Raw genomic sequence first — 26,746 nt, 5'->3', positions numbered from 1 at the left:
GTAAGGTAAGGTAATGCATATTTCTGAAGGAGTTCTTTCTCTTCATACTTTGGCCATTGGAGCTGCGTGTGCAGTTATAGGCGTTGCGGCTGGCCTAAAGAAAATGGAAATAGACAAAGTGCCTCGCGTGGGAATAGTATCTGCGGCATTGTTTGTTTCTTCGTTAGTTCACATTAACGTTGGGCCAACGAGTGTTCATCTTGTACTTAACGGCATAGGAGGGCTTCTGTTGGGCCTCAAGCTTTTTCCTGCGTATCTCGTTGCTCTATTTTTGCAGGTGTTGCTGTTTCAATTTGGAGGGCTTGCGGTGCTCGGCGTAAATACTTCTACCATGGCATTATCAGGGATTATAGGGGGCTATTTGGGCAGGTGTATCATTAGTTCCGGAAAGCCGCCTTGGCTTGGTGGAGCAATTGCAGGGGGAGTAGGCGTTGTTTTAGCTGGTGTATTTACGGCACTCGCTCTTGCTTTTAGTGGAGATGTATTTGTTGTTACAGCGAAATTAGTTTTATTTGCTCACATTCCCATTGTAATCATTGAATCAATAATAGGTGCTTTTGTCATGACGTTTATCTTCAAAGCGATGCCTTCTTTTGTAGGAGAGTGCAAAAAATGGGAATAAATATAAGGTTGAAACCATTGATCGTTATGGCAGTTATAATTTTTTCTACAGTAATGTGCCCCTCTGTGGCCAATGCTCATAAATTAAACGTCTTTGCCTATTTCGAGAATGATGCCGTAGTGGGCGAAGCTTACTTTAGCGATGGAGCTCCGGCAAGAGATTGCGATGTAGTTATAAAAGACCCACATGATGACGTGGTTATATGTAAAAGTCATACTGACAAAGAAGGTAAGTTTGTTATAAGCGTCGGTGCTTCAAAGAAGGGGGATTTTTTGATCATTGTTAACGCTGGCATGGGTCACCAGGGTCAAACAACGATAAGTCTTCCTGCGCAGGAAGACGTCTTGACCACGCGGGCAGGCGAGAAAAGCTACTTTGAAGAAAGCAAAGACGAAGACGAGTTACTGCATTTGAGGGAAGAGGACCTCCTTTCATTGATGCGGACGGCTGTGCGGAGCGAACTTGATCCTCTACGCAATGAGTTATTACAACTACGCAAGGAATTATCAAGCCCTGGTTTCAGCGAGATTATGGGGGGCATTGGATATATATTCGGTTTAGTAGGAGTTATCTTATGGGTCAAGGGGGAGAAGAAGTCGTGAGCGTAATTAACGTTCATGCGCTAGATTATCATGATGAAACTTCATATGGTTTTTTGAGACGTGTCCCGTCCAGTTTAAAGGTTGTTTTGACGGTGGCTGTAGCCATATGCATCGCTGTTTTAAATTCTTTTTCGGCACAAGTTTTTCTGCTGGCCTATTCTATCTTTTTGGTTGCAATTTCTCGCATACCCTTAAAAACTTTGCTGAAACGCTTAATTGCTTTGGATGGGTTTGTCTTGATGATCTGGTTAACACTTCCCTTTTTTTCTGAAGACGGGATGCGCATGGCAGCTCTCATTACGATTCGCGTTCACGCTGCGGTATTAGCTTTTATGGCCCTACTGCAAACAACATCTATGCCAGAATTATTGCAGGCTTTAAATCAGCTCCACATTCCTCGCAAATTAATCGTTTTGCTTCATTTCACCTATAGATACGTGCATGTTCTGGGTGAAGAGGCTCTAAAAATTCAACATGGCATGATTTTGAGAGGATTTGCTCCTTCTTTAAATCTTTCTACTTTCCGCACTTACGGCAACTTAATCGGCATGTTGTTAATACGAAGCATTATGCGCTCACAGCGAGTCTACGATGCAATGCTTCTCAGAGGGTTTGATGGCTCATTTCCTTTTTCTACACGTCAAGCCAAGCTTTCTCGTCCTGACGTCGTTCGAATAGTCATGCTTTTTGCTTCGCTAATGGGGTGTTTGGTGGTATGATGCCGTTGTTACAAGTTGAAAATCTTTGTTTTGCCTATCCGGGCAATCCTATGCTTTTTAAGAATCTTCATTTAGAGATTTTCCCAAAGGAAAAGGTATGCATAATTGGGAAAAACGGCGCAGGTAAAACTACACTTTTTTATATAATCATGGGTTTGCTGGGTCCGCCGCAGAAAGGCAAGATCATACTTGAGGGAAAGGAAATTAGAACGAAAAAAGACCTACGATATCTCCGGCGAAAAGTAGGCTTTCTATTGCAAGACCCTGAAGATCAGTTGTTTTGCCCTACCTTATTTGACGATGTCCTTTTCGGCCCGTTAAATATGGGACTAAGCAAGGATGAAGCATTTACAAAGGCGTGGCAAGTTTTAAAAATGTTAAACATCGAAGATTTGGCCCACAAACCTCCTTACGCTCTTTCGGGAGGCCAAAAACGCCTGGGAGCTTTGGCTGCTGTACTTGCAATGGACCCGGAACTTCTATTGTTGGATGAACCATCAAACGGCTTAGATGAAGAGGCGTGGAAAAATCTTATATTCATTTTACGAAACATTGATAAAGCCATCGTTATAGCCTCGCACGATACTAACTTCTTGGAGCACGTTGTCTCCCACTGGTATGAGCTTTCCTCCGGAAAACTTAGATTTTTATCCAAAACGCCTGGGAGAATTTTGTAAAAAATATTAGATTAGAAATTAGTCTTTAGACAAATTTACTAAGAAGAAATTAACACCTTCCGTTTTAGTTTTCACCAGTTGTTTTTAGGGCAAACCGAGATTCGATCAAATGGCATACATTATGAAATAGCAGCTTTTGGATTGATCGAAGGAGTAAATAAAAGCTGCTGTAAAATTGCCTTTTTCGTAGTATTATTAATAATGATTCCCTGCAATAAAAAAAGAAGAGTTTCTGCTATTAATTCAGCGTATTGCTATATTATCTAATACTTGCGTGCAATGTGCTTGTAATTTTGTGTAAAATTGGTGTTCTACTTGCCAGATCGAGGAAGGTGTGGTATTTATTAATGGGCGATGCGACTAGGAGACCTTTGATAATGATGTTCATAGTCGCTCTAGTTTTAGTTCCTTCCTTCGTTGCTGCGGTACGCAGCAATATGATCTATAACGCAGTCGAGATTTCTAATGTTGTAATATGTGAAGATTTAAATCATGATCTGACTCCTATTAGGAGAATCTCCGATTCTTTCAATTTCCCCTACGGAATAACACAGGTATGCGTTGCTTTTAGTTATTGTGGAAGAGGCTATTTTGAAACACATGTTGAATGGTTCTATGAGGGCAAGTTGATACACAGTGAGGAAGTTAATTTGGACGGAAAGGGCACAAGGATCTTTTACTTGTTACGTGATGATGGAGCGCCGCTGAAAAAAGGGTTGTATGAGTTTTCGATAGTATGTATGGGAGAACGTTTGTCCAACATTTCGTTTTCGATTGGGGGTATGATTGGTGAAACTTTTCCTTGATACAGCGAATATTTCTGAAATTGAAAAGGGCTTACAGTGGGGAGTAATTAGTGGCGTTACCACCAACCCTTCTTTGGTGGCGAAGGAAAAAGCCTCATCATTTCATGAACATGTAAAGAAAATAGCAGAAATTGTAAAGGGTCCAGTAAGCGCCGAAGTCATATCAACTAAAACGGATGATATGATCAAGGAAGCTAGAGTGTTAAGTGCCTTAGATCCTAATATAGTAATAAAAATACCCATGACCAAAGAGGGCATGTCAGCCACTAAAAAACTTTCCGAGGAAGGTGTCCCTATAAATGTAACGCTAGTTTTTTCTCCTCAGCAGGCGTTATTGGCGGCCTTAGCTGGAGCAACTTATGTAAGCCCCTTTATAGGTCGTTTAGATGACATTGGCGAAGATGGAGTTGGGTTAGTATATGACATATCAAAGCTTTTTTTGGTTCATGATTTCAATACCCAAATAATTGCCGCAAGCATCAGGCATCCACGCCATGTTTTTGAGGTAGCTGCAGCTGGTGCTCATATCATTACGCTTCCCTTTAAAGTATTGGAGCAGATGTTCAATCATCCACTGACCAACATAGGAATAAAGAAGTTTCTAGAAGATTGGGAGGTATATATTAAAGACCATGGGAACTAATGCCTTAGAAGACAAAGCAACAGAAAGCACAAAGAAATTAACGGTAGAGGAAGAGCAAGAAGTGGTTACAGCAGTTCCGCGCCCCAGGTATACTTTTAGAGATTTGATGAAGGCGACAATCCAGGAGTTGCGACAGATTGCGAAGGAAATCTCCGTTCCCTCAGTTACAACACTTAGGCGCAAAGATGATTTAGTGGTCGCCATTTTGGCAAGACAGGCTGATAAACTTGGACTGCGATTTAGTGGTGGAACGCTGGAGATATTGCCCGAGGGATACGGTTTCTTGAGGCACGCGGGATTGTTGCCAAGTGATCACGATATATACGTTTCTGCGTCTCAAATCAGGCGCTTCGATTTACGCAACGGTGACGTAGTGTGGGGCTTAGTAAGACCTCCGAAGGATCAAGAGCACTACGATGCCTTGCTAAGGGTAGAGATGGTAAATTTCTCTGATCCGGAGATGTCAAGACAAAGGCCTTACTTTGAACGTCTCACGCCTATATTCCCGAATGAAAGACTGAAGCTTGAAACCCGACCAGAGATCTTATCCACCCGCTTAATAGACCTCTTCGCTCCCATAGGAAAGGGACAAAGGGCTTTAATAGTCTCTCCCCCAAAAGCTGGCAAAACGACGCTTCTAAAGGAGATTGCCAACGCCATTACGGTAAATAATCCTGAAGTTATACTTATGGTTCTTTTAATCGACGAAAGGCCGGAAGAAGTCACGGATATGCAACGTTCCGTAGATGGAGAAATTATAGCTTCTACCTTTGACAGGCCTGCAGAAGAACACATAAGAGTTGCAAATTTAGCAATCGAGAAGGCAAAACGCCTTGTCGAAACGGGCAGAGATGTCGCCTTGCTTCTAGATTCCATTACCAGACTCGCCAGAGCATCTAATCTAGTTGTCCCGCCCTCTGGAAGAACGTTGTCTGGAGGAATGGATCCGGTTGCGTTGTATTTCCCAAAGAGATTTTTTGGGGCCGCAAGAAATATTGAAGAAGGCGGAAGCTTGACAATAGCAGGCACAGCCCTAATTGATACGGGAAGCAGGATGGATGATGTAATCTACGAAGAATTTAAGGGTACCGGCAATATGGAAATTCACCTCTCGCGCAAACTAGCTGAACAAAGAATTTTTCCCGCCATGGATCTTCTTAGATCTGGAACAAGAAGAGAAGAATTGCTTTTAAGCGAAGAAGAACTCACGAAGATATGGACGTTACGTCGAAGGATTGCCAACCTCGATGAAGCGGATGTACTAAATCTAATATTGGAAAAACTAAGACAAACGTCATCGAATAAGGAATTTCTAATGACTATTAAAGTTTGATATTTTGAGGTTGCATTCTTTTCATTTTTAGGTTAACTTTATCCTGGACTGCAGCAATAGCCTGGATTTAGTAGGAGGGAGAGAAATGCCCGAACACGATAGCTCGGATAGTAATTCCTTTAGAAAGAGGTTTGATTTTTTTATCTTCATTGGTTTGATGATTTCAGCCACGATGTTTATTACCGTTGCTGCCCTGCAAAGGTCCAAAAGCGAGGCGTGGGAAAACTTTTTGGAGGGAAAAGAGTACAGTCTTCCGGGATATCTGATTGTTGATGTGACGGATCTGCTTATACCCGAAGGAGATTACAATGCCATCGGCCCGCTCCCCGAAGGTTCAGGAGCCATCGTGTTTAGTGAAATGAGACTAGAACTTAGTGAAGGCGAAACGGTAGAAAATGAGAGCATCGAAGTTGAAGAACGGCTGGGTGAGTTAAAAAAGGAATACTTAGATGGCGATGATTCAGGCTTTGAATCAGCCAAAAGTAGCGAGAATATAAAGTTTCAAGAAGCAGCTCCTGACTATCGTATTCATGAAGTCCAGCAAGGAGAGACGCTAGAAACGATTGTTAAAAGATACGCTGAATATGGGATTTCTGTGGAAGATATCGCTAAGGCCAATCAAATAAGCAATATTCACAAACTAAACATCGGCGATGTGCTTTTGATACCGACATCAAAAGAAAAGGTGGAAGTAGTTTTAAAAGAACTGCTAAGCAGGAGGGCCAAAGCCGAGGAAGAGGCTAAAAAAGCTTCCAAAATAGAAACACACACCTATGTAGTTCAAGAGGGGGATAATCTTTGGTCCATAGCGAATAAGGTTAATCTAGATATTAACACTTTGTTTGGATGCAATGACTTGAAAAACCCGGATGTCCTAAAACCTGGTACTAAGTTGAGGATACCTAATCAGGATGGAATATTTTACAAAGTTGCAAAGGGCGATACCCTGAGCGAGATAGCAAAAAAGTATGGAATTTACGCGGAAGCCATAGTTTCTGCTAACTCTATTGACGGTGCGACAACTCTGGTAGCCGGTAGTGAAATATTTTTACCGGGCGCAAAAGAGCTTAACATCTCATCCCGCTCCACAGCAGCTGGCGATCACAGCGCCTCCGCGAGTTTTAGGTGGCCATTAAGAGGTAGGTTAACGAGTCGTTTCGGGTACCGAACGGATCCGATTACCAGGCGTAGAGATTTGCATACGGGACTGGACATATCGGCACCGAGGGGTACTCGAATAGTTGCGTCTGCAGCTGGTCACGTGGTTTACGCCGGATGGATGGGAGGTTATGGGCGAACGGTCGTAATTGATCATGGGAGAGGCTATAAGACGCTTTATGGTCATTGCAGCAGCATCTCGGTCAAGAGAGGCCAGAGAGTTAGCGCTGGTCAGGTCATTGCAAGAGTAGGAAGCACAGGGAGAGCTACAGGGCCACATTTGCACTTTGAGGTTAGAAAGGGCAACGTGCCTGTTAATCCTTTGAAGTATTTGAGGTGACGTATATGATCAAATTTGGGACAGACGGGTGGCGTGGGATAATAGCTGACGATTTCATCGTAGAAAATGTCAAGAAAGTTGCTTGGGCAATAGGTAAATATATCCTTGAAGAATCAGGAGAGGGTGCCACTCTTTTGGTGGCACGAGATGGCCGTTTTCTGGGGGAAAGGTTCGCAAGGATTTCAAGCCAGGTCTTGGCAGGCATGAAACTTCGACCAATTGTACTCGAAGGTCCCACAGCTACGCCCGTGTGTGCCTTTGCGGTAAAACATTTAAATGCCGAGGGAGCGATAATGTTTACTGCAAGTCATAACCCCCCCGATTACCAAGGGCTAAAGTTCATTCCTTCTTATGCTGGGCCTGCAATTCCCAGCATAACCGATAAAATCGAGTCATATATTGCTACAGCTCCCCCTGATGTCAAAATACTTGAAAAAGATACAGAATGCTTCGATCCTACTGATGTTTATATATCTCATATAAAAAACTTGGCTCAAGTTGAGGGGAATGGTCAAAAAATAGTCATCGATACTTTGCACGGTGTGGGCGGAAGGTATTTACCGAGAATCTTAAAAGAATCAAGGTTTGAAGTGACGGCAATACATGAAGACTTGCGTCCCGATTTCGCGGGATTGAGCCCTGAGCCAAAAAAAGAAACGTTAAGGGAACTTGCATGCAAAGCCAAGGAATTAGGTGTCATTGGACTTTCCACCGATGGAGATGCTGACCGCTTTGGAGTTGTCGATGTGGATGGCGAATTTTACCCTGCCAACTATATTCTGGCGATTCTTTACTCTTATTTATTGGAATTGGGCAAAAGAGGTGGCGTGGCAAGGACTGTAGCTACAACTCATATGTTGGATGAAATCGCCAGACATGAGGGTCAACCCGTTTGGGAGACCCCCGTGGGATTTAAATACCTTAGTCAGTTGCTTTTAAAGGAAAATGTTTTGCTTGCCGGAGAAGAGTCGGGCGGTGCTTCTATATCGGGACACGTGCCTGAAAAGGACGGCATCTTGATCTGCCTCCTTGTTTTAAAAGTGGTTTGCGAGACAAAGCGTCCCTTAAGGGCGTTACTTGATGATCTATATGACAAAATAGGCGCGAGGTATGTATCGACCAGAATTGATTTTAATATTACTCATGAGCAAAAGGAGAAACTGGTGGCTTTAATCCGAGAATGGCAAGATAATACTTTTTGCGGTGAGGATGTTTTGTCAATAAAAAGGGATGATGGCCTGAAAATAGTATGCGACAAAGCGTGGGTTTTGCTCAGGCCTTCGGGAACGGAGGACGTCGTGCGCCTATACATCGAAGCTAAAAGTGATGATATTTTAGATAAATTTAAAGCCGGCGCAATAAGGGTGTTTGGACTTGATGCAAAATAAGCAATTTTAACCATGTTATTCTGTTTTCTCTTTGATATCCTTGGCCGAGAGAAGAGTCTCCTCGGCCTTTTTAGATGATATGATCATATAATCTTGGGGCGTTGCGAAGGTGAATAAGGCATACGATGGAGGTAAGCTTGAATGAATAAATTTATTTTTGTTACAGGAGGAGTCGTATCGTCTCTTGGAAAAGGCATAACAGCAGCCTCTCTTGGGTTGTTGCTCAAGCGGAGAGGATATAAGGTAACGGCTATTAAGTTGGACCCCTATATCAATGTGGATGCAGGAACAATGAATCCCTATCAACATGGAGAAATTTTTGTTACAGACGATGGTGCGGAAACTGATTTAGATCTTGGGCATTATGAACGTTTTATAGATGAACCTCTTGCAGCTAAGAATAACGTAACTACCGGTCAGGTTTATTCTTCGGTTATAAAAAAAGAACGGGAGGGGAAGTATCTGGGGGCTACCGTTCAAGTCATTCCTCACATTACGAATGAGATACAAGAAAGGATCCTGAAGGCTGGCGAAGGTTACGACGTGATTTTGGTCGAGATCGGAGGAACTGTGGGGGACATAGAAGGACAGCCTTTCTTGGAGGCTATAAGGCAACTTGGTTATAGGGTAGGCCGAGAAAACGTTGTTTATTGCCATGTTACCTTAGTTCCTTTTATTCCCACTGCTGGAGAGTCAAAAACAAAGCCAACACAACATAGTGTGAACGAGCTTAGGCGGATAGGAATACAGCCCGATATAGTAGTCTGCAGGACAAGTCGCCCACTAAATGATGAGTTAAAAGACAAAATAGCCCTGTTTTGTAATGTTAAGAAAAAAGGCGTGATCGAGGCTATAGACGTCGATAACATTTACGAAATTCCGATGCTTTTGCAAAACCAAAACTTCGATGTCATGGTCATGGGAATGTTGGGTCTTGATAGAACTGATGAGCCCGATCTTCGGGAGTGGGAGGATTATCTGCGGCGAAGTAAATCGCCCTCAAAAAGAGCCGAAATAGCATTGGTAGGTAAATACGTTGGCCATAAGGATGCTTATCTCTCGGTAAACGAGGCTATAGAGCATGCCGCCGTAAATAATGATGCTAAAGTTTGTGTTCGTTATATTGAGGCCGAGGAAGTTGAGAGACTTGGTGTTGACACCCTTAAAGGGGTAGATGCTATCCTTGTCCCAGGGGGGTTTGGTAGAAGAGGCATCGAAGGTAAAATTATGGCAGCGCGATATGCGCGCGAAAATTTAATTCCCTATTTTGGCTTGTGCCTCGGGATGCAGATAGCTGTGATCGAATTTGCAAGGAATGTATGTTCCATAGCATCGGCTCATAGTTCCGAGTTTGATCCCGGGACTCCTAATCCAGTAATCCATTTACTCGAGGAGCAAAAAGATATTTCAAAAATTGGCGGAAGCATGAGGCTAGGTTCTTATCCTTGCGAGATAAAAACAAACACGTTGGCTTACAAAGCGTACGGATTGTCTACGGTGTACGAGAGACACCGTCATAGATGGGAGTTTAATAACGATTATAGAAATCGCTTGGAAAAGGAAGGCTTGATTGTTTCAGGGGTATGCCTTGACGGAAATTTGGTAGAAATAGTTGAGTTAAAGGATCACCCTTGGTTTGTCGGCGTCCAGTTTCATCCCGAGTTCAAATCGCGTCCAACCAGGCCACATCCTCTTTTTGCTTCGTTTATTGAAGCAGCTATAAGGCACTCTCAAGGGTAGCATTAAAAAGAAAGGAGTAGCTGCCATGAAGTGGAAAGCGCTTTTTGCTATTTTAACGGTAGCATTGATCGTCTCAGCAAGTATGATTGCAACGGGAGAAGAAGCTGTTGATCGACCTCCTTTTGAGATTTTAGCACATATAGAGACGTTGACTTACGGCCAACCTAAAAGCGGTGGATTAATATCTCGTTTAGCTGAGATTGAGAAGGCTTATTTTGGGAGGGAATTACCCGGAAGTCTTGCCGAAAGACAGCAAGCCTTTTTAAACTTTTTAGAGAACGGACTTCCCGAACAGCCATCTTTTATCTTTAAGCTGGGTGTCGCCGAGTGGATTGTGACACAGCAAGTAGGTGAGGGGAACTTAAAGGAGCGCCTCGAGGCTATAGAAAAGTTACTGGAGGGCGAACCGAATATCGAAGGACCTTTCGCCATGAGGTTGGAGCGTATAATTGGCTTAATATTACCAGAAGGAGTTCTTTGGGAGGAAATTGAAGTTCCGAAGGAAAAAGTGTTTAAAGTGGCGTTGAAAAATTCCCTGTCCCCTCAGGAAGTTAAGGTTGGTGACCCTGTCGAACTTGTGCTCCTGGGAGATTTCGTCGTGGACACCGCCTTGATTGCTCCCTCTGAAAGTCGTGTTCTGGGCCATATCGATAGCATAAAGCCCCCTAGGAGTTTTGGAAGGTCTTCGGAAGTAAAAATAGCTTTTGATCACATCGTTCCTCTCGATGTGATCAATAAAATACCAGTAATGTTAGGCCCCGAGGCTGAAAAGGCAAGTAAGGCTGATGATACTGTCGTGGCTGCGGCTGGAGCAAGCTTTGTGGGCGCCATTTTGCTTGGGCCTTTGGGGTTAGCTGGAGGTGCTTTGGTTAGGGGAGACGTTAAGAATATTCCCGAGGGTACTCCATTTTATTTGGAAACAGCCAATATCACCACTGTTAGAGCTTATCCTGTTCCTGAAGTATTGCATAGCATAATACGCCCCTCTGAAGTTCCTCAGCCGCCAGAGGAGGAAGAGGAGAATGATACAGAATCATCGACAAAAAGTGTGAAAGATAAAAATGCAAAAGAAAAGTGAGAACATTTAGAGAAACAAAAATTGATTGGTCAAATCAAATGATATCAGGGCGGTTTGACTAAATAAAAGACGATGGTTATTGTTGGAATATTCGCGCATTAACGGAGGGGTTTGTAATGAAAAAAATTGTGGTCGTTTTGACTTTGTTTGCTGCGATAGCCTTTGGCGGTTTGGCGTATGCTCTTGATATTTCCGATATAATAGGGGTCATTGGGGGAGGATTTCTGGTAGAAACTATCGCAGAACCTCTTAACGATTTTATAAATACCGTGACTATAAACAGAGGTGTTGCGGCGGAGAACATGACAAAAGTTGTGCCGATAGTTTCTGCCGGTCAGGGGACCCGCATTGGTGCTGCACAAGTTTCCGGACCCAAATCTGCCGTAGATGCGACAAAGGCTGTTGCTAGAATAGATGCTGTTTTTAAAGATCGTTTCAGGATAGAAATCTTAATACCCATAGATTCGCTTAATCCCTTAGAGCGATTTAGAAGAGTTCAGGGCGTGGGGGTCTCGGCCGTCATTGACTATAAACTTTAAAAAGAGGAGAATTCTCTCTTGGTGGTCAATAAAAGAGCTGTTGTTTTTTTAAGCTTGGCAATGTTTGCCATGTTTTGTCTTGTTGCTTCGCCTTCACGAGCGCAAGAGGAGACTATCGATCTCGTTGAAAAACTCGAAAAATGCACTTCATTTCATTGGGGGACGGATTGTCTGGTCTGGATTGTGCATTATCCAGAAGACATTGTTGATCCATGGGTTTCGATAGAAGCAGAAAGACAAAGGCTTGGCGAGCGAGAAAGGGAGGCTTATCGCCAAGCCTTTGTCAAAGATCTCAGGATGGAGGAATGTGAGCCTTTTCTTTTGACTATTTACAATTTTGGATTAAAGTCACTAAATTTAAAGCCTTTGTCAGAACATCTCTTACTGGAGGTCGATGGGGAAAAACTGCCTTTGGCAGCTTATGACAGCAATTTTGACGAACCCATCAATGGCATTTTGCAAGGTTTGGTTTTTTTCCCTAAAGTTACCTCTAAGGCTTTTACGGTCATCTTGAGCGGTGTTTACCCAAGGGAAATGCGATTTTCCTTCGATTCAACTGCCTTGCTAGCCGAGGAAGTCAAAGAGAAAAAAGAAGCGGTTGAGACGTCAATTCAGCCCGAAACAATTGTTGAAGATTCACTAACCATGGAAGAAATTATCGTGGAATTACCGGTTTCGGAAGAAATAAAAGATGCCCAAAAAGAACTTCCTCCAAATGAAGAATCGGATGATTCACTCGATGAGCCTTCGAGTTTTGAGGATGCCACAAAATATCCTGAGGAACCAGTGATTTTGCCTCCGGGGCCTGATCCGTTGCTCCAGGTGCAGAAGAATTCTACCAAGAGCGAAATAGATGTTTCATTAAAGGAAATTCTACAGAAAATAGAAAAAGAAACTTCAATGACTAAGGAAGAAGTAGTGACCCTCTTTGTGGAAAGTTGGATAGAGGGAGATTTAAATACAATGTATGAACTGCTGGCTTCCGAGACAAAGAGGCAGTACACCATGGAGGAATTTGAAAAGGCTGCCATGGAATCGAATATACGATGGGCTTTTAAAGATGGTTACGATGTGACTTGGGTCAGTGACGATAAGGCAAAAATCAGCGGCATCCAAAAGATGGTGCTCATTAAAGTGGAGCGAAGCAAGATTTTAGGCCTGGTTCAAGAAAGGGGAAGGTGGCGCGTTGTCTGGTAAAAAGCGCGTATACCGCATGGTTTTCCTAGCTTTATTTGTGGCTGCCTTTGTTGCTTTCTTAGTGAGGGATTTATATTTAACTGAAAACGATGGTGATGAAGAAAAAAGCACTTTCGTCGTCGAAAAAGTACAATATCGAAACATAATTGACGATAATGTATATATCTTAGATGCTCAAAGAGGCTGGAAATCGAATGATTTGTATATTTTGGAGGATGTTAACATTACTATTGAGGGCAAGGGTGGAAATGTATGGAAAGTTCAAGCTTCAAGAGGCAGCGTGCCTGAAGCATCAGGTGGGATCGTTGTTTTAAAGGAAGCAAGGGGTATTACGAGCATAAAGGGAGATCAATTTCACTGGCATTCTCCTGAAGTACGATGGAAGCCCGATGAACAGCTTTTTTTCTTCGACGATGGTATTCGTGCCTTTGGGGAATCGATCGAGATACGGTCACAAAACGGGTTGGTACGTCTTTCCGGCGAGATGGAACTTTCTGGCAAAGCAGAAGTTGTATATAGGATGCATAAAAAATAAACGTATTCCGTAGCATTTCTAAAACCAATTGAGATTTGCTTTCTTACAGAGTGCATGGACGTTTTCGGATCCAACTAAGATTTTACCTGGCATTTATTATCAAAGAGGGAGAAGTGTTCATGGACTGTAGCCACAGGAATTTTCAATGTGGAAACGTTATTTCTTTGTTGATGTTTCTATCTTTGATAATTTTTACTTGTACCTCAGCTTTTGCCCAGGAATTATCCTCGCCAGTTACGCTAGAGGCAGATGAAGTGGTCTTTTTTGAGATTGAAGGGCGTGCTGAGGCGAGAGGTAACGTTATAATCAGGCGCGAAGATATGAAACTTGAAGCTCCTTACGTTGAATACTTCATAGAGAGTTCCATGGTATTTGCAGAAGGTCACGACGATGAGCTTGTAGTATTAATTTGGGGCAACAGGGTTCTTAGGGGAGACAAGCTTGAATATAACCTAATTACCCAAGAAGGGATAATGCAAAATGGCTCGGGACAAGAAGGACCAGTATACGTTTACGGAGGAGATGTTAAAATAGCCCCGCCTGAAGCGGCGTTGACTAAGGGATGGCTGGGCAGGAAAGACTTAGAAAAAACCGAAAAAAACGCACCCATTGCCCTTTGGGAAAATGCAAATTACACAACGTGTGATGCGCCAAAACCGCATTACAATCTTTATACCACTAAGATGACAGTCATACCGGGTAACAAAGTGGTCTTAAGGCGCCCAAGGGTGTACTTGGATGGGAAGTTGCTTTATACATATCCCTTTAATTATGAGATCAACATAAGGGATCGAGAGGCGAGCAGTCCCTTTACTTTCCGTATAAAAGACGATTCCGATCGAGGAACCGGCGTCATAGGATATGGTCCGGTGGTTGTCGATGATAGGCTGTCCGTTAACGTTCACCTCGCTTACTGGTCGGATATGGACGAAGAATGGATGGTTTTAGGTAGTTACGGTTTGACAAATCAATGGAGTTTGTTTGCGAATGCAGTCTATGCTTATAACTCTGACGAAGACGAGAAGCGTTACCGACCCAGTTGGGGTGCAAATTATTATAATCAGGGCTTTTCGGGGAAAATTTATTGGTCTCAAGCTGAAAACGTTTCGATAGAAAAAGAAGCAGGAGTGACTTATAAAGGGGTCCTTTGGCGGTCCCCTGAGGTTCAACTGTTCACGCCTTGGGTCGATTTAACTTCGAATACAAAATCGCGCCTTGCGCTTTATTGGGGTAATTATGAAGCCGATGAAGCCGAAGTAGACAGGTGGGGTTACGGCTTTGATTTTTCAAGCTCCTTTGCGCCTTTAGATAAAAAAAATAAAAACTTTACGCCCTTTATTTGGGCTCAGTATCAATGGTTCAAGTATGATGCGAAAAGGCTGCGCCGTCAGGAAATAATAGACGCGACTTGGGGATTGCGTTACAGAGTCGGTGAATTTCCCATGGTAACTCGATATGCCCAGCGCTGGACGACTGGGAATTCGCCCATGTCCTGGGACGATTACTCGGATAGACGCGAGATTTATCATACCACGGGCATTCCTCTGGGGAGTCGCTGGAAAGTGGCGGTAAGGACCGCCTATGATTTCGTGGATGAACATTTAGATGAAGTAGTTTACAGCTTGGTTTACGACGAGCACTGTTATTATTGGGAATTTATCTATAAGGATGAGAGGCCAATGTATTCGACAAGCGATGAGGATGATTGGATGGGGTTGAGGCTCGTTATAAAAGCATTTCCTGAAAGCAAGATTACCTTTGGCGGAGAGGTGGAGGAAATTACAAGTCCGGCCCAGGAAGTGGGGTTCGTAAAATGAAAGTATTAGTGTTATATGGAGGCGAAAGCCCTGAACGAGAGGTGTCGCTTGCAAGCGGGAAGGCAGTAGTCGAAGCGGCGAAGGAAAGCGGCTTTGAGGTTTTAGATGGCCATGTGCGAACAATGAAAGATGTCATAAAATGTGTAAGTGACCAAAAGTTCGATGTCGTTTTCATAGCACTGCATGGAGGATGGGGAGAAGACGGCAGACTACAAGCTCTGCTCGAATTCTATGATGTGCCCTATACAGGCTCGGGTCCTGAAGCCTGCATGCTTGCAATGAATAAAGCCTTGAGCAAGTATAGGTTTCGACGAGACGATATTTCTGTGCCTGAGGGAATCGAAATTGACACGTCTCGACAGGGCATAGAAACGACCTATCAAAAGGTAATCTGTTTTTATAATAAGCTTAGTGAAGAAAAGATGGTCATCAAGCCTTCGCGATGCGGTAGTACAATTGGTATAAGCATAGTTGCTCAAGAGGGCGATATATTGTCTTCCCTGCGCTTAGCTTCCGAGTATGACAATCTCATCCTGGCTGAGCGGTATATCCCTGGGAAAGAAGTCACTGTAACTGTGTGGGACGATGGCGGTAACATCAGGGCGTTTCCCGTCATAGAAATAGTACCCAAAAATTCACTGTACAGTTATAGGGCAAAGTATACGCCTGGTAACAGTGAATATTTGGTACCCGCTCCATTGCAAGAATCGGTAGCTTCGGAGGCTAAAAAAGCGGCCATCAAAGCCCATCTTAGCTTGGGTTGCAAGCAATACAGCAGGGTGGACATGCGCCTTGATCTTAATGGAAAGCCTTATGTCTTAGAAGTAAACACTGCGCCCGGGCTAACTGCTACGAGTCTGGTTCCAAAGGCGGCGAAAGCAATTGGTTGGTCCTTCGAGGATCTGGTGAAGCGATTAATTACAAACGCTCTTGAAAGATAAAACATTAACCTGAAGCTCGAAATAATCACCCTCATGATTGCAGGCAAAAAAGTAACCCTTCCTTTTATTTGACATCCTTTAGACAGGTTTGCCTTATTACACTAGACCTCGATACGTAATATCTTGAGCCTTCTTGTCCCGCGAGGAGCTCTTGCTATGACTTCATCGCCGACGGTTTTGCCTATTATAGCTTGCCCAACGGGGCTTGAGACCGATATTCTGTGATTGCTTGGGTCGGTTTCCTCCGAATTTACGATTACATAAGTAAATTCTTCATTAATATCGAGGTCTCTTAGAGTAACTTTGGTGCCTAAAGTTACCTGACTTGTGTCTATTTGATCACTGTCGATGATTCTGGCTTTAGATAGTTGTGATTCCAATAGCTGAATTCGTGCCTCGAGTTTGGCTTGCGCTTCTTTGGCTGTATGGTATTCCGCATTCTCGCTTAAATCTCCAAATGACCTTGCCTCTTCAAGTTGTTTTGATATCTCGTGCCTACCATCGCTCCTCAGTTTTATGAGTTCAGCGCGTAATTTCTGGTATCCTTCGCGCGTCATCAAAATGACATCATCTTGTTGGACTCTTTCAGCCGACATTCCTCATTTACCTCCTAGCGAGAAAAGTCTCATTTTCAGATCTAGCTTAGCTTTATGAATTTTACAGCATTTATTGCCGATGTCAATCGAATCATATCCATTTTTCCTTCATTTATTAATTTTACAGTTCAACCAAAGGGATAATCCTTTGAGTTTGCAAGGAAACCTGCGTTACAAATGTGCTATGAAAGCAGGACCAGCCCCTGTTGTTATTTTTTAACTTTGACTAAAAGTCCAAAGAAATTCATGAGGGCCGAAGTTTAGTTATTATTGTAGGTGAGAAATGCTTGGTCTAGAATGTAACCGAAGGAAATTACGAATAAATGCGTTATCGTGCTTATAAGAGATTTTAGGGGCTATTTGACAAAGCTAATATAATTACAAAATGGAGCATGGGATTGTTAGGTCAAGAAAATTAAAGGTGAAGATATTTAGGAGGTATTCGTTATGATAACCTGCAACAAAAACAGGATACAGAATAAAATAGAAACATTTGCCAAGTTTGGCGGCACCGATAAGGGAGGCATAACGAGATTTGCACTATCAAAAGAGGACTTGCAAGCCAGGGATGAATTTGCGAGGAGAATGAAAAATGTTGGTGCTAATATAGTAACTGATGATATGGCCAACGTATATGCAACTATTCCTGGTTCCGAAAAGGGACTCCCTAGTATTGTGATGGCTTCACATACAGATTCTGTCAAAAATGGTGGTAATTATGACGGTATTTTGGGAGTTATAGGAGCAATGGAAGTTCTTGAAACAATTGTTAACAACAAGATTCCTCATAGACATTCAATTACGGCGATGATCTGGACAAATGAAGAAGGCTCTTTGTATCCACCAGCGATGACGTCCTCAGGAGTTATTTGCGGTAAATTTGATAAAGCAGAGGTGTTGGCTTCTAAAAGCCCAGATGGAAAAACCTTCGGAGAAGCTTTGTTAGAAAGCGGTTATGTGGGCGATGAGGCTAACAGGCTCAATCCTAGAGATTATATGGCCATGTTAGAGCTGCATATTGAACAGGGTCCAGTATTAGAAGCAGAGAACAAACAAATAGGTGTTGTAGAGGGTGTTGTTGGTATGGTTAACTACAGGATTAAAACTCATGGCCAGACTGGCCATGCAGGAACTGTGCCAATGTCATTTAGAAGAGATGCCCTTTTGGCTGCGACCTCTGCAATAAGATATTTCCACGACGAGTTTGGTAAATTGGAACGTGATCTAGTATATACCACAGGAGAAATCTTTTGCCATCCATGTATACATACATGTATTCCTGGATTTGTAGATTTTTCTCTGGATGCGAGACATAAAGATCCAAGTGTAATAAAACAAGTTGTTGACATAATAGAGGGCATTCCTAAGGAACTTGATAAATGCAAAGTAAGCTACGAAATGAGATGGAAGCGTAACACAGTAAGTTTCAATGAAGAAATAATTAACTGTATTCAGAAAAGCGTCGATGCTTACGGTTATACATATAAAAGAATGTATAGTGGCGCTGGGCATGATGCGCAGTACGTTGCGGAAATGCTACCTACTGGAATGGTCTTCGTACCAAGCAAGGGGGGACATAGTCACTGCGAGCTAGAACATACGCCATTAGAAGATTGTTGGCGTGGTATTAATGTGCTCCTACTTGCTGTTTTGGAGATAGATCAAAAAGACAGGATATAGCTAGAATTTAAAATCGCTGATTTCATACGTCTTGGGTATAACCTGGTACAATAATGAGCCTGTTTCACAACTCACCCCACCAAGGTTAGAATGCAGTAAAATAAAGCAGTCTTCATGGAGATGGAACAAAATATACAAGCAATAGGCCTATAGGTACTTAAGGTTCACTTCATCTCAATATAGAAACTTACAATCTACGGCTTCTTTGGGAAATGATTTCAATGCAAGATCTCAAGTTGGGAAACAGGCTCTAATACTCTTGCCTTTCATATAGTCTGAAAGCTTGTTCGATCTGCCATCGAGCTATCTCATCTTGAAGAGAAAGCATCCTTTCGCGAAGTTGGGTGATTTTATACCTGTCTATAGGGTTATCGTATAACCTAGAATGCAATTCTAGTCGATGTCTTTCCAGCTGGCCCATGTTTTCGACTATTTGTGTCCGAATTTTTAGATCATATGGAGCTAATCCTAAGCGAGATCTGCTCATGCTCCACGTATGAAGGCTCGCGTAACCGGGTCTCAGTTCACTCATAATTACTCCCTGGCCGCAGCCGTTATGAACGTTCCAAATAGGACTTGATCTAAAACCATATCGCCCATGTGCTGAAGCTATGCCTGTAACAGCTATCAACACGACAAGTGTCAAAACTGCAGCTGTTGCCCGTTTCATGCTTGTCACCCCCTAAATTAGGTTTACCTAAATTTTATCATTCGAAGCAGAATTTTTCAATATGATGAGAATGAACTAGTTTTGATGAAAATATTTTCCGTGACATTAGGTATTTGAGTTGGTTTATTTTCTTTACTAGGTACTGACGAGGCGTATTTTGCTATACTCAAGGGAAACTGTTGGCCTCGCTCGTGTTATCTATATTTGTGACCGTAAGCGCTATTAGAATGTTGGTCGGTTTGTAGTTTATGGTTGCTTTATGCCTTAGAAATATTTGTTTGAAGGAAGTTTTTGTAGTAGGTTATAATAACCAAGGAAATTTTTGAAACGAGAGAGGGAAAAGCTGATATGTCTTTTAGCTTTGCTATTAATATATACGGATGTCAGATGAACCAATATGACGGTGATCGCTTGAGGACAGCCTTGACCTTTAGAGGCTGGAAAGAGACAGATACGTCTCAAGCCGACGTCGTCATAATTGTGACTTGCAGCATTCGGGAAAAAGCCGAACAGAAGGTCTTAAGCGAGATAGGACGTTACAAGAAGGCTTTTGGGGTAAAGGGCAAGCCCATTTTAGCCGTCATAGGTTGCATGGCCCAAAACATGGGTGTGGAGTTGATTAGAAGGTTTCCGCAGGTAAGAGTCGTAGTTGGGCCAAGGCATATAGGATTGGTACCGGATGCATTGGAAAAGGCTCTACGCAATAAAGTAGTCGTATATTTGGACGAGGATCCTAGAGAAATGGTTGACTTGAAAGTTACGCCTATTATAAGAAGTAATCCCTTCAAGGCTTTTGTCACCATTGCACACGGATGCGATAATTTCTGTACTTATTGCATTGTGCCCTACGTGCGCGGAAGGTTTGTATCGAGACGACCAGATGAGATCTTGGAAGAAGTATCGGAGCTTGTCGAAGATGGCATCCTTGAGGTCACGCTCTTGGGTCAGAATGTCGATTCCTATGGAAAGGACTTTTGCAAAGGTTATCGATTTTCGGATCTTTTACGTGATGTATCGCACATTCCCGGGTTGCTCAGGGTGCGCTTTACCACCTCACACCCGCGCGATTTTACGGATGATGTAATAGAAGTCATGGCAGAAGAACAGAAAATCTGTCCTGCTGTAAATCTTCCCATTCAGTCGGGAAGCGATAGGATTTTAAAGAAGATGAATCGAGGTTACACTGTCAGCGGATATGAAGGAATAATAAGACGCTTGCGCAATGCAATTCCAGACATTTCAATAACAAGTGACCTTATAGTCGGTTTCCCCGGGGAGACGGAAGAGGATTTCGTGGACACTCTTAATATGTTGGAAAGAATGCAATTTGATTTGGTTCATACGGCTTCCTATTCCCCAAGAGAAGGAACACCAGCAGCTGTGTTGCCTGATCAAATTTCCCAAGAAGAGAAAAAAAGAAGACTTGCCATAGTAAATGAGCTACAAGATGCTATATCGTTTAAGAAGAATTTAGACTTAGTTGGCAAGGTTGTTGAGGTGTTATTTGATGATTTAGCGCCTAAAGGAGGAGGGCTCCTGCAAGGCAGAACGCCCACGGACAAGGTAGTGTTGGTACCGGGGGACGAGACTATGTTAGGAAAATTGTACGAGGTGCGCATAACTGAGGCCTCCAACTGGTATTTGTACGGTGAACTAGTTTCATTGAGGGATTTTAACGATGTCCTCGAAGTTGGACTTTGAGTTCCTTCATGAGAAAGAATCACTTGAAAAATACAAAAGCAGTAAGAGCTTTAAATGGTTTTTAATGGCCTTTCTGTGTTTTGTCTTGGCGTTGGGATTGTCGGCCGCATATTCTTTGGGAAAGATAAAAGGACGATCATTTGAAGCCGAGAATGTTGTCCTTCAGGGCATTGGAGCATCAGAGATTGTAAACAATAACGAGGAAGGCGAACTTGACAAAAAACAGGCGACTCCTGAGGAAAAGGAATGGATATTGTACATCACAGGAGCTGTTAAAAACCCGGGCGTGTATAAAATGCCATCTGGGTCAAGGGTGTATCAATTGGTGGAAAAAGCGGGAGGACTTACCACTAAAGCTGACCCGGTGGCCATAAACTTGGCTGCAAACTTAGGTGATGGTTGCCACCTTCATGTGCCCGAGAAAGGTGAGTTGGTTGCCACTACATTAGTTGAACAGAGCAGGGATAATTTGTCCATCGCGAAGGATGTCTTTGCTGGCTCCAATGCTAACAAGCCTTATGGAAGTTACGAAAAAGATGTCGATGTAATAGACCTGAATAGGGCGAGTGCGGAGATGTTGCAAAGTCTTCCTGGCGTAGGACCTAAGACTGCCCAGGCAATATTGGATTACAGGGATCTAAGGGGAGGGTTTCGTTCAGTAGAGGAACTGCTTGAGGTAAAAGGAATAGGACCCAAAAAGATGGAAAAGATCAGACCTTACGTTACCGTTGGATATAGATGAAATTACTTTATGAAACTCCCTGTTTGTGTCTGTTAGTCTCATTTATAGTTGCCGTCCTTTTAGCGGGTAAAGGTTTCCCCTTTTTGTTATCAAGCCTTATCGCCGGGTTTATTATGTTGGCCTTGGGTTTTTGTTCCTATGACGGTACGCCTCATGCGTTTTATGTTTTAGTTTTGTGCTTCGTCGTTGGACTGCTGGGAAGCTCGTTTTTAGCTTACAGAGTTGGAAATGAGCTCATTTTAGCTGACAGGATATCTGAGAAGGCTGTCGTTGCCTTTGAAAGGCCCTGGGGGAGCAAAAGAGCCGTAGTGTTCAAGACCGCTAAGGGTAAATACGTTGCGGATGTATCACCAAGTCTGGCTTTAAGAGAAGGTGACAGCGTCGAAATAAAGGCTTCAATACTTCCGTTGGAAAATAAATCTACGGGCTTTAATCCTTATACCTATTGGAGATCTCGAGGCGTAAGGGGTCGCTTGGTTGGCTTGCAGACGACTAAAAGCCGGAAAGCTTACAGTTTTAGCCTATATCGTTGGCGATCTTTTTTGAGACGTTGGGTCTTGTTAAATTTTCCGCCCAGGGTAAGGGGATATTTGCTAACCCTGCTCTTTGGTGTTAAAGACCCCGATTTGGCTCAACTTCATTCAAAATGGGGTACTTCCCATTTGCTCGCTGTATCGGGGTTTCATGTGGCCTTGGTGGTGGGGATTGTCTTTCGGGCTCTAAAAAAAGCCAAATGGAAAGTTCAAATATCATTGCTCTTGCTGTTTTTTTACCTGGCGTTTACTGGGTTTGCTGCTAGCGCCATGCGTGCTGGCTTGATGACGGCTTTTGTATTGATCGGAAAGATGATTGGACGGCCCATAAGGACTCTTCAAGCCGTAAGTCTGGCAGCTGTTTGTTTGCTTTTATGGAGGCCCTGGTTTGTGTGGGATGTAGGTTGGAAATTGTCGGTCATGTCGGCCTTGACGATCGGATGTACCGGTATTTTTTCCAAAAGGATCTCGCTGCTAACTTCAAGTGCGCTTCTTTGGATGGTCACTGCTGGTATTGTGCTTACAATTTTCGGATCGTTGCCTGTCGTAGGACTTTTTTCTAATTTGATTGCCATACCTGTTTTTGCACTTTTATTTTTTGTCGTTCTGCTTTCAACCCCCCTTGTCATTTTGCCCTTTGGCTTGGGTACATTAGTAGTTTGGTTTGCAGAAAAGGCTTTGCTTGTCTTTGAATGGTTGCTAAACTTCTTGGCCTCTTTCATGCCCATGAGCATTACGGAACCTTGGCATTGGCCCATTATTTCTATTGCAATATTATTTGTTATACTAACTAAAAGGTTAAATTTTGGTTTCTTTAGGAGCATTTGTGTGTCGAGCTGTGGACTGGTAGTTTATATGATATTGCTATCTTAAAAAGAGGGGGTGTAAGAGATGCTTCTCGTTCTGGATATAGGAAATACAAATACTTGCCTTGGTATTTTCGATGGTGCCTGCTTGGTTGCAGATTGGAGACTTACATCAGAGAAGAGAACCGGGGATGAACTCGGGATTTATCTTACGGGATTGCTTTACATGACAAAGTTAGACCAGAAATCTATCACCAGTTCTATAATTTCGAGTGTCGTCCCTCCGCTTGAGATGGCATGGCGTGAGGGGATCTCGAAATACTTGGGTATAAAACCCATGGTGGTCGATTCAAGCGTGGACCTTGGCATAAAGGTAAAGTATGACATACCTGCTGAAGTTGGCGCTGACAGATTGGTAAACGCGGTTGCTGCCGTGCATAATTATGGAAGTCCTGTCATTGTGGTGGATTTTGGCACAGCCGTAACGCTTGATTACGTATCTTCTGATCGCTCATATCTTGGAGGAGCAATAGCTCCAGGGTTGCAGGCCAGTGTAGAGGCATTGTTTGGCAAGACTGCAAAGCTTCCCTTGGTAGCACTCGAGCCTCCCAAAAGGGCCATTGGGAGGTCTACATCGGAATCGATGAGATCTGGAATAGTAATTGGTTACGCTGGGCTGATAGACGGTCTGGTCGATCGTATGTCGCAAGAGCAAAAAGAGGAGCCCAAGGTCATAGCAACAGGGGGACATGCCGAGACCGTAGCAAGGTGGTCAAGTAGAATAAACGTCGTGGATCCTAATCTCACGTTAGAGGGGCTGAGGCTTATATATGAGCGTAACATCAAATAACCCTCTGTGGCTTGCTCCCATGGCCGATATTACCGCATGGCCTGTAAGAAAAATGTGTTTCCATTTAGGCGTGGGGCTTGCTCATACTGAGATGATCTCGGCAAAGGCTGTTGTTGATAAAAACCAGTCTGTTTTTCCTTCTTTGTTTCGACACCCCAACGAAGGACCTTTGGTATTGCAGCTTTTTTCTGGCAACGTCGATTTTCTCTTGGAGGCAGCAGAGGAAGCCTTAAAGGTGAGTTCATTTGAAGCGCTGGGCATAAATATGGCGTGTCCTTCCAAGAAGGTTATGGCATCAGGAGGAGGCGCAGCCATGATATTCTGCCCTGATGTTGCAACCCAAATGATAAAGGAAACCAAAGCCCTTGGCTTGCCGATTTGTGTAAAGACGAGAATTCCAAGCCATAACTTGCATGATGCCGTTAAATGGTGTGAGCTTTTAGTGTCATCCGGTGCGGATAATGTCGCGGTCCATGCAAGAACGCCGTCGCAGGGTTATAATGGAATATCGGATAAGAATATTATGAAGGAAATTGCCAAGGCTTTTCCTGGCATGATAACAGCTACGGGTGACGTGTTTACTTCCGGTGATGTTGTTGAATATCTGGAGATGGGCTGCAAAAGCGTTTTAGTTGCGCGAGGTGCCCTGAAGAATCCCTTCATGATACCAGATGCTTTAAAGGCTTTGGGATATTTTGCAGATTTCAAAGATTCATTTAAATCCAGAGTCGATGTTTTTCGGACTTTTCTGATAGACTTATGCGAAATAGAAGACAATTCAGGCATGCACTTGCTTCGCCACTTCTTATCATGTATTTTTAAAGGAATGCCCAGGGCTTCCTATATGCGATCTTCTTTGGCGAATGCTGGCAGTATAGCGAAAACGAAGGAATTATTTGATTCATATATCAATGATTTTAATAACCTTTACGCTAAGGGGGAGCAATAAATGAATGATAATAACGTAAACATGGAAGAACGCACTGCTCCGGAAAAAGAAATAATAAGACAGCGCGTGGAAAAACTGGAGCGCCTGCGTAAGGAATCAAAATTTGATCCATACGTGATCGATAAATGGGATAAAGAGCATAAATTGTCCTTTGTACACGAACATTTCTCCCATTTAGGTCCAGATGAGATGGATGAAACTGCAACAATAAAGACGGCGGGTCGTGTCATGACGATTAGAAAGCATGGTAGGGCCTCATTTGCGCATTTGGAGGACGATTCAGAAAGACTTCAGCTCTACTTTCAGTTAAATTCTTTAGGGGAAGAAGAATACGAATGGTTCAAAAGATGGGTAGACACGGGAGATTTTCTAGGAATTGTAGGGCATCCTTTTAGAACCAAAAGGGGTGAGTTGTCCCTTCTGGTAACAGAGTTTAAGCTTTTGAGCAAAGCCTTAAGGCCTTTGCCTGAAAAATGGCACGGCCTAAAGGATACGGAAGTGCGCTACAGACAGCGCTATTTAGACCTTATAGCTAATCCCGAGGTCAGAGAGGCTTTTAGAAAAAGAGCCAAGATAATAAAGACCTTTCGAGAGGTCTTGGAGTCTCATGGAACACTTGAGGTCGAAACCCCCATGTTATCTCCGATTGCAGGAGGAGCTATTGCCAGGCCCTTTATCACGTATCATAATGCTTTAGGGATAAATTTGTATCTCAGGATAGCGACCGAGCTTTACTTAAAACGACTGGTAGTTGGGATGTATGAACGCGTTTATGAGATAGGCAAGAACTTCAGAAATGAAGGCATCGATTCCATGCATAACCCGGAGTTCACCGCCATGGAGGTTTACTGGGCTTACGCTAACTACGAGGATATGATGAATTTAACGGAAGAGATAATCGTAGCTTGTGCTGATGCAATGGGAAGCAGGCAGTTGCCCTATGGCGATTACATGATAAACTACGAGCCTCCCTTCAGGCGTGCAGCGATGGTGGAGTTGGTGAAGGAGCATTGTGGCATTGATTTTTTAACTGTTACTGATGAAGAAGCAAGGAAGCTTGCGAAAGAAGGGGGACTTGAGGTGAAAGGAGACGAAAGCCGACTTTTAATCATGACCGAATTCTTTGACAACTTCGTGGAGGATAAATTGATACAACCCACATTTGTCTTGGGTTATCCGGTGGAGGTTTCTCCTCTTGCTAAAAGAGACCCTGATAATCCCGATTTCACCCGCAGATTTGAGCTCTTTATATGTGGAGCAGAAGTAGCAAACGCTTTTAGCGAGCTCAATGATCCCTTAGACCAAAAAGAGCGTTTTCTGGATCAATTAAGAAAAAAAGAAGCCGGTGACGAAGAGGCGCATGCCTTCGATGAGGATTACATAGTTGCCCTTGAACATGGCCTTCCCCCGACTGGCGGTTTGGGTATTGGCATCGACAGGCTTACCATGTTTTTAACGAACTCAAGCTCGATCCGTGACGTGATCCTCTTTCCCACCATGCGCCCAAAGGAGTGAAGCCTCTTGGATTTAGGCGAGGCCAGGAAAAGGGCTGAAGAGCTTAGGCAAGAAATAGAAAAACACAATTACTATTACTATGTCTTGGACTCACCTTTGATAACTGACGAAGAATACGACGCCTTGTACCGAGAGTTAGTGGAGATCGAAAGGCGCTTTCCTCAGATAGTAACCCCTGATTCGCCGACGCAGCGCGTTGGAGGCCGGCCGAGAGAAGAATTTCGGACAGTGGTTCACGAAGTTCCAATGCTTTCTATGGACAATGTTTTTACCCAAGAAGAGTTGTTAAACTTCATCTCTCGGGTGCATAGGATACTTGAAAGAAAAGTAGATTTTACGGCCGAACTAAAAATAGATGGCGTTGCCGTCTCGCTCGTATATGAAGAGGGCAGGTTCACCTTGGGTGCGACGAGGGGCGATGGAAAAGTAGGCGAGGATGTAACGGATAATTTACGTACCATTAAAAGCCTACCCTTGAGATTACTCGAATATGTGCCGGGCAGGCTCGAGGTCAGAGGCGAAGTCTACATGACGAAAGAAGATTTTGCTTTGCTTAATCAAGCTCGAGA

General features: G+C 43.3%; 25 protein-coding genes and 1 pseudogene. 24 read left to right on the top strand and 2 right to left on the bottom strand.

The features are described 5' to 3' along the window. Positions 1-13: 13 nt before the first annotated feature. From cbiM to Q7P41_RS04510, 16 genes are all read left to right on the top strand, one after another. Positions 14-622 (top strand): cobalt transporter CbiM, encoded by a 609-nt coding sequence (gene cbiM / locus Q7P41_RS04585; protein WP_303882498.1) that lies wholly within the window; start codon positions 14-16, stop codon positions 620-622. Next, the gene (locus tag Q7P41_RS04580) at positions 613-1,224 is read left to right on the top strand and encodes a hypothetical protein (RefSeq protein ID WP_303882497.1); all 612 of its coding nucleotides are present in this window, start codon (positions 613-615) and stop codon (positions 1,222-1,224) included. Before cbiM ends, Q7P41_RS04580 begins: the two co-directional genes overlap by 10 nt. Beyond that, positions 1,221-1,943, top strand: a complete 723-nt coding sequence (gene cbiQ, locus Q7P41_RS04575; RefSeq protein WP_303882495.1) for a cobalt ECF transporter T component CbiQ — start codon at positions 1,221-1,223, stop codon at positions 1,941-1,943. The genes Q7P41_RS04580 and cbiQ overlap by 4 nt, the downstream gene beginning before the upstream one ends. After that, positions 1,940-2,620: an energy-coupling factor ABC transporter ATP-binding protein gene (locus Q7P41_RS04570; protein WP_303882493.1), complete on the top strand. Its 681-nt coding sequence runs from the start codon at positions 1,940-1,942 to the stop codon at positions 2,618-2,620. The genes cbiQ and Q7P41_RS04570 overlap by 4 nt, the downstream gene beginning before the upstream one ends. A 377-nt stretch (positions 2,621-2,997) precedes the next feature. Further along, complete coding sequence (locus Q7P41_RS04565; protein WP_303882491.1) at positions 2,998-3,426, top strand: hypothetical protein; 429 nt, start codon at positions 2,998-3,000, stop codon at positions 3,424-3,426. After that, positions 3,410-4,069, top strand: a complete 660-nt coding sequence (gene fsa, locus Q7P41_RS04560) for a fructose-6-phosphate aldolase (RefSeq protein ID WP_303882489.1) — start codon at positions 3,410-3,412, stop codon at positions 4,067-4,069. The genes Q7P41_RS04565 and fsa overlap by 17 nt, the downstream gene beginning before the upstream one ends. Positions 4,070-4,175: 106 nt before the next feature. After that, complete coding sequence (gene rho, locus Q7P41_RS04555) at positions 4,176-5,402, top strand: transcription termination factor Rho (RefSeq protein WP_369693135.1); 1,227 nt, start codon at positions 4,176-4,178, stop codon at positions 5,400-5,402. Between the two features lie 85 nt (positions 5,403-5,487). Then, on the top strand, positions 5,488-6,900 hold the full coding sequence (locus Q7P41_RS04550; protein ID WP_303882486.1) for a LysM peptidoglycan-binding domain-containing protein: 1,413 nt from the start codon (positions 5,488-5,490) through the stop codon (positions 6,898-6,900). Between the two features lie 5 nt (positions 6,901-6,905). Beyond that, positions 6,906-8,288 (top strand): phosphoglucomutase, encoded by a 1,383-nt coding sequence (locus tag Q7P41_RS04545; protein WP_303882482.1) that lies wholly within the window; start codon positions 6,906-6,908, stop codon positions 8,286-8,288. A gap of 141 nt (positions 8,289-8,429) precedes the next feature. Then, on the top strand, positions 8,430-10,028 hold the full coding sequence (locus tag Q7P41_RS04540) for a CTP synthase (RefSeq protein WP_303882480.1): 1,599 nt from the start codon (positions 8,430-8,432) through the stop codon (positions 10,026-10,028). 25 nt (positions 10,029-10,053) lie between these two features. Next, the gene (locus Q7P41_RS04535) at positions 10,054-11,106 is read left to right on the top strand and encodes a hypothetical protein (RefSeq protein WP_303882478.1); all 1,053 of its coding nucleotides are present in this window, start codon (positions 10,054-10,056) and stop codon (positions 11,104-11,106) included. Positions 11,107-11,222: 116 nt separating this feature from the next. Continuing rightward, positions 11,223-11,645, top strand: coding sequence for a hypothetical protein (locus tag Q7P41_RS04530; protein WP_303882477.1), 423 nt, complete (start codon positions 11,223-11,225; stop codon positions 11,643-11,645). Between the two features lie 21 nt (positions 11,646-11,666). Then, positions 11,667-12,842 carry a hypothetical protein gene (locus Q7P41_RS04525; RefSeq protein ID WP_303882475.1) on the top strand — a complete coding sequence of 392 codons (1,176 nt, stop codon included), beginning with the start codon at positions 11,667-11,669 and terminating at the stop codon, positions 12,840-12,842. Beyond that, positions 12,832-13,377, top strand: a complete 546-nt coding sequence (locus Q7P41_RS04520) for a hypothetical protein (RefSeq protein WP_303882474.1) — start codon at positions 12,832-12,834, stop codon at positions 13,375-13,377. The genes Q7P41_RS04525 and Q7P41_RS04520 overlap by 11 nt, the downstream gene beginning before the upstream one ends. A 119-nt stretch (positions 13,378-13,496) precedes the next feature. Further along, positions 13,497-15,194: an LPS-assembly protein LptD gene (locus Q7P41_RS04515; RefSeq protein ID WP_303882472.1), complete on the top strand. Its 1,698-nt coding sequence runs from the start codon at positions 13,497-13,499 to the stop codon at positions 15,192-15,194. Then, positions 15,191-16,135, top strand: coding sequence for a D-alanine--D-alanine ligase (locus Q7P41_RS04510; RefSeq protein WP_303882469.1), 945 nt, complete (start codon positions 15,191-15,193; stop codon positions 16,133-16,135). Before Q7P41_RS04515 ends, Q7P41_RS04510 begins: the two co-directional genes overlap by 4 nt. Before the next feature lie 101 nt (positions 16,136-16,236). Here Q7P41_RS04510 and greA read toward each other — a convergent pair whose 3' ends face one another. Next, entirely contained in the window at positions 16,237-16,731 is a 495-nt protein-coding gene (greA, locus tag Q7P41_RS04505; RefSeq protein WP_303882467.1) for a transcription elongation factor GreA, read from the bottom strand. A gap of 447 nt (positions 16,732-17,178) precedes the next feature. Here greA and Q7P41_RS04500 point away from each other — a divergent pair, with 447 nt between their 5' ends. Further along, positions 17,179-18,411 (top strand): Zn-dependent hydrolase, encoded by a 1,233-nt coding sequence (locus Q7P41_RS04500; protein ID WP_303882465.1) that lies wholly within the window; start codon positions 17,179-17,181, stop codon positions 18,409-18,411. A gap of 250 nt (positions 18,412-18,661) precedes the next feature. Here the strand turns inward: Q7P41_RS04500 and Q7P41_RS04495 are convergent, their stop codons facing one another. Next, positions 18,662-19,081, bottom strand: a complete 420-nt coding sequence (locus tag Q7P41_RS04495) for a hypothetical protein (protein ID WP_303882462.1) — start codon at positions 19,079-19,081, stop codon at positions 18,662-18,664. Positions 19,082-19,429: 348 nt separating this feature from the next. Here Q7P41_RS04495 and miaB point away from each other — a divergent pair, with 348 nt between their 5' ends. From miaB to Q7P41_RS04460, 7 genes and pseudogenes are all read left to right on the top strand, one after another. Beyond that, positions 19,430-20,782 carry a tRNA (N6-isopentenyl adenosine(37)-C2)-methylthiotransferase MiaB gene (miaB, locus tag Q7P41_RS04490; RefSeq protein WP_303882460.1) on the top strand — a complete coding sequence of 451 codons (1,353 nt, stop codon included), beginning with the start codon at positions 19,430-19,432 and terminating at the stop codon, positions 20,780-20,782. Next, entirely contained in the window at positions 20,760-21,524 is a 765-nt protein-coding gene (locus tag Q7P41_RS04485) for a helix-hairpin-helix domain-containing protein (RefSeq protein WP_303882458.1), read from the top strand. The genes miaB and Q7P41_RS04485 overlap by 23 nt, the downstream gene beginning before the upstream one ends. A gap of 83 nt (positions 21,525-21,607) precedes the next feature. Further along, positions 21,608-22,930, top strand: a complete 1,323-nt coding sequence (locus Q7P41_RS04480) for a ComEC/Rec2 family competence protein (RefSeq protein ID WP_303882457.1) — start codon at positions 21,608-21,610, stop codon at positions 22,928-22,930. A gap of 18 nt (positions 22,931-22,948) precedes the next feature. Beyond that, on the top strand, positions 22,949-23,713 hold the full coding sequence (locus tag Q7P41_RS04475) for a type III pantothenate kinase (protein WP_303882455.1): 765 nt from the start codon (positions 22,949-22,951) through the stop codon (positions 23,711-23,713). After that, positions 23,694-24,662, top strand: a complete 969-nt coding sequence (locus tag Q7P41_RS04470) for a tRNA-dihydrouridine synthase (RefSeq protein ID WP_303882453.1) — start codon at positions 23,694-23,696, stop codon at positions 24,660-24,662. Before Q7P41_RS04475 ends, Q7P41_RS04470 begins: the two co-directional genes overlap by 20 nt. Next, positions 24,663-26,177, top strand: a complete 1,515-nt coding sequence (gene lysS / locus Q7P41_RS04465; RefSeq protein WP_303882451.1) for a lysine--tRNA ligase — start codon at positions 24,663-24,665, stop codon at positions 26,175-26,177. It abuts the gene before it with no gap. Between the two features lie 6 nt (positions 26,178-26,183). Beyond that, a pseudogene (locus tag Q7P41_RS04460) lies at positions 26,184-26,746 on the top strand (NAD-dependent DNA ligase LigA); the annotation flags it as partial.

Source organism: Acetomicrobium mobile (assembly GCF_937920065.1).
This window is presented reverse-complemented; position numbering and strand designations above follow the sequence as displayed.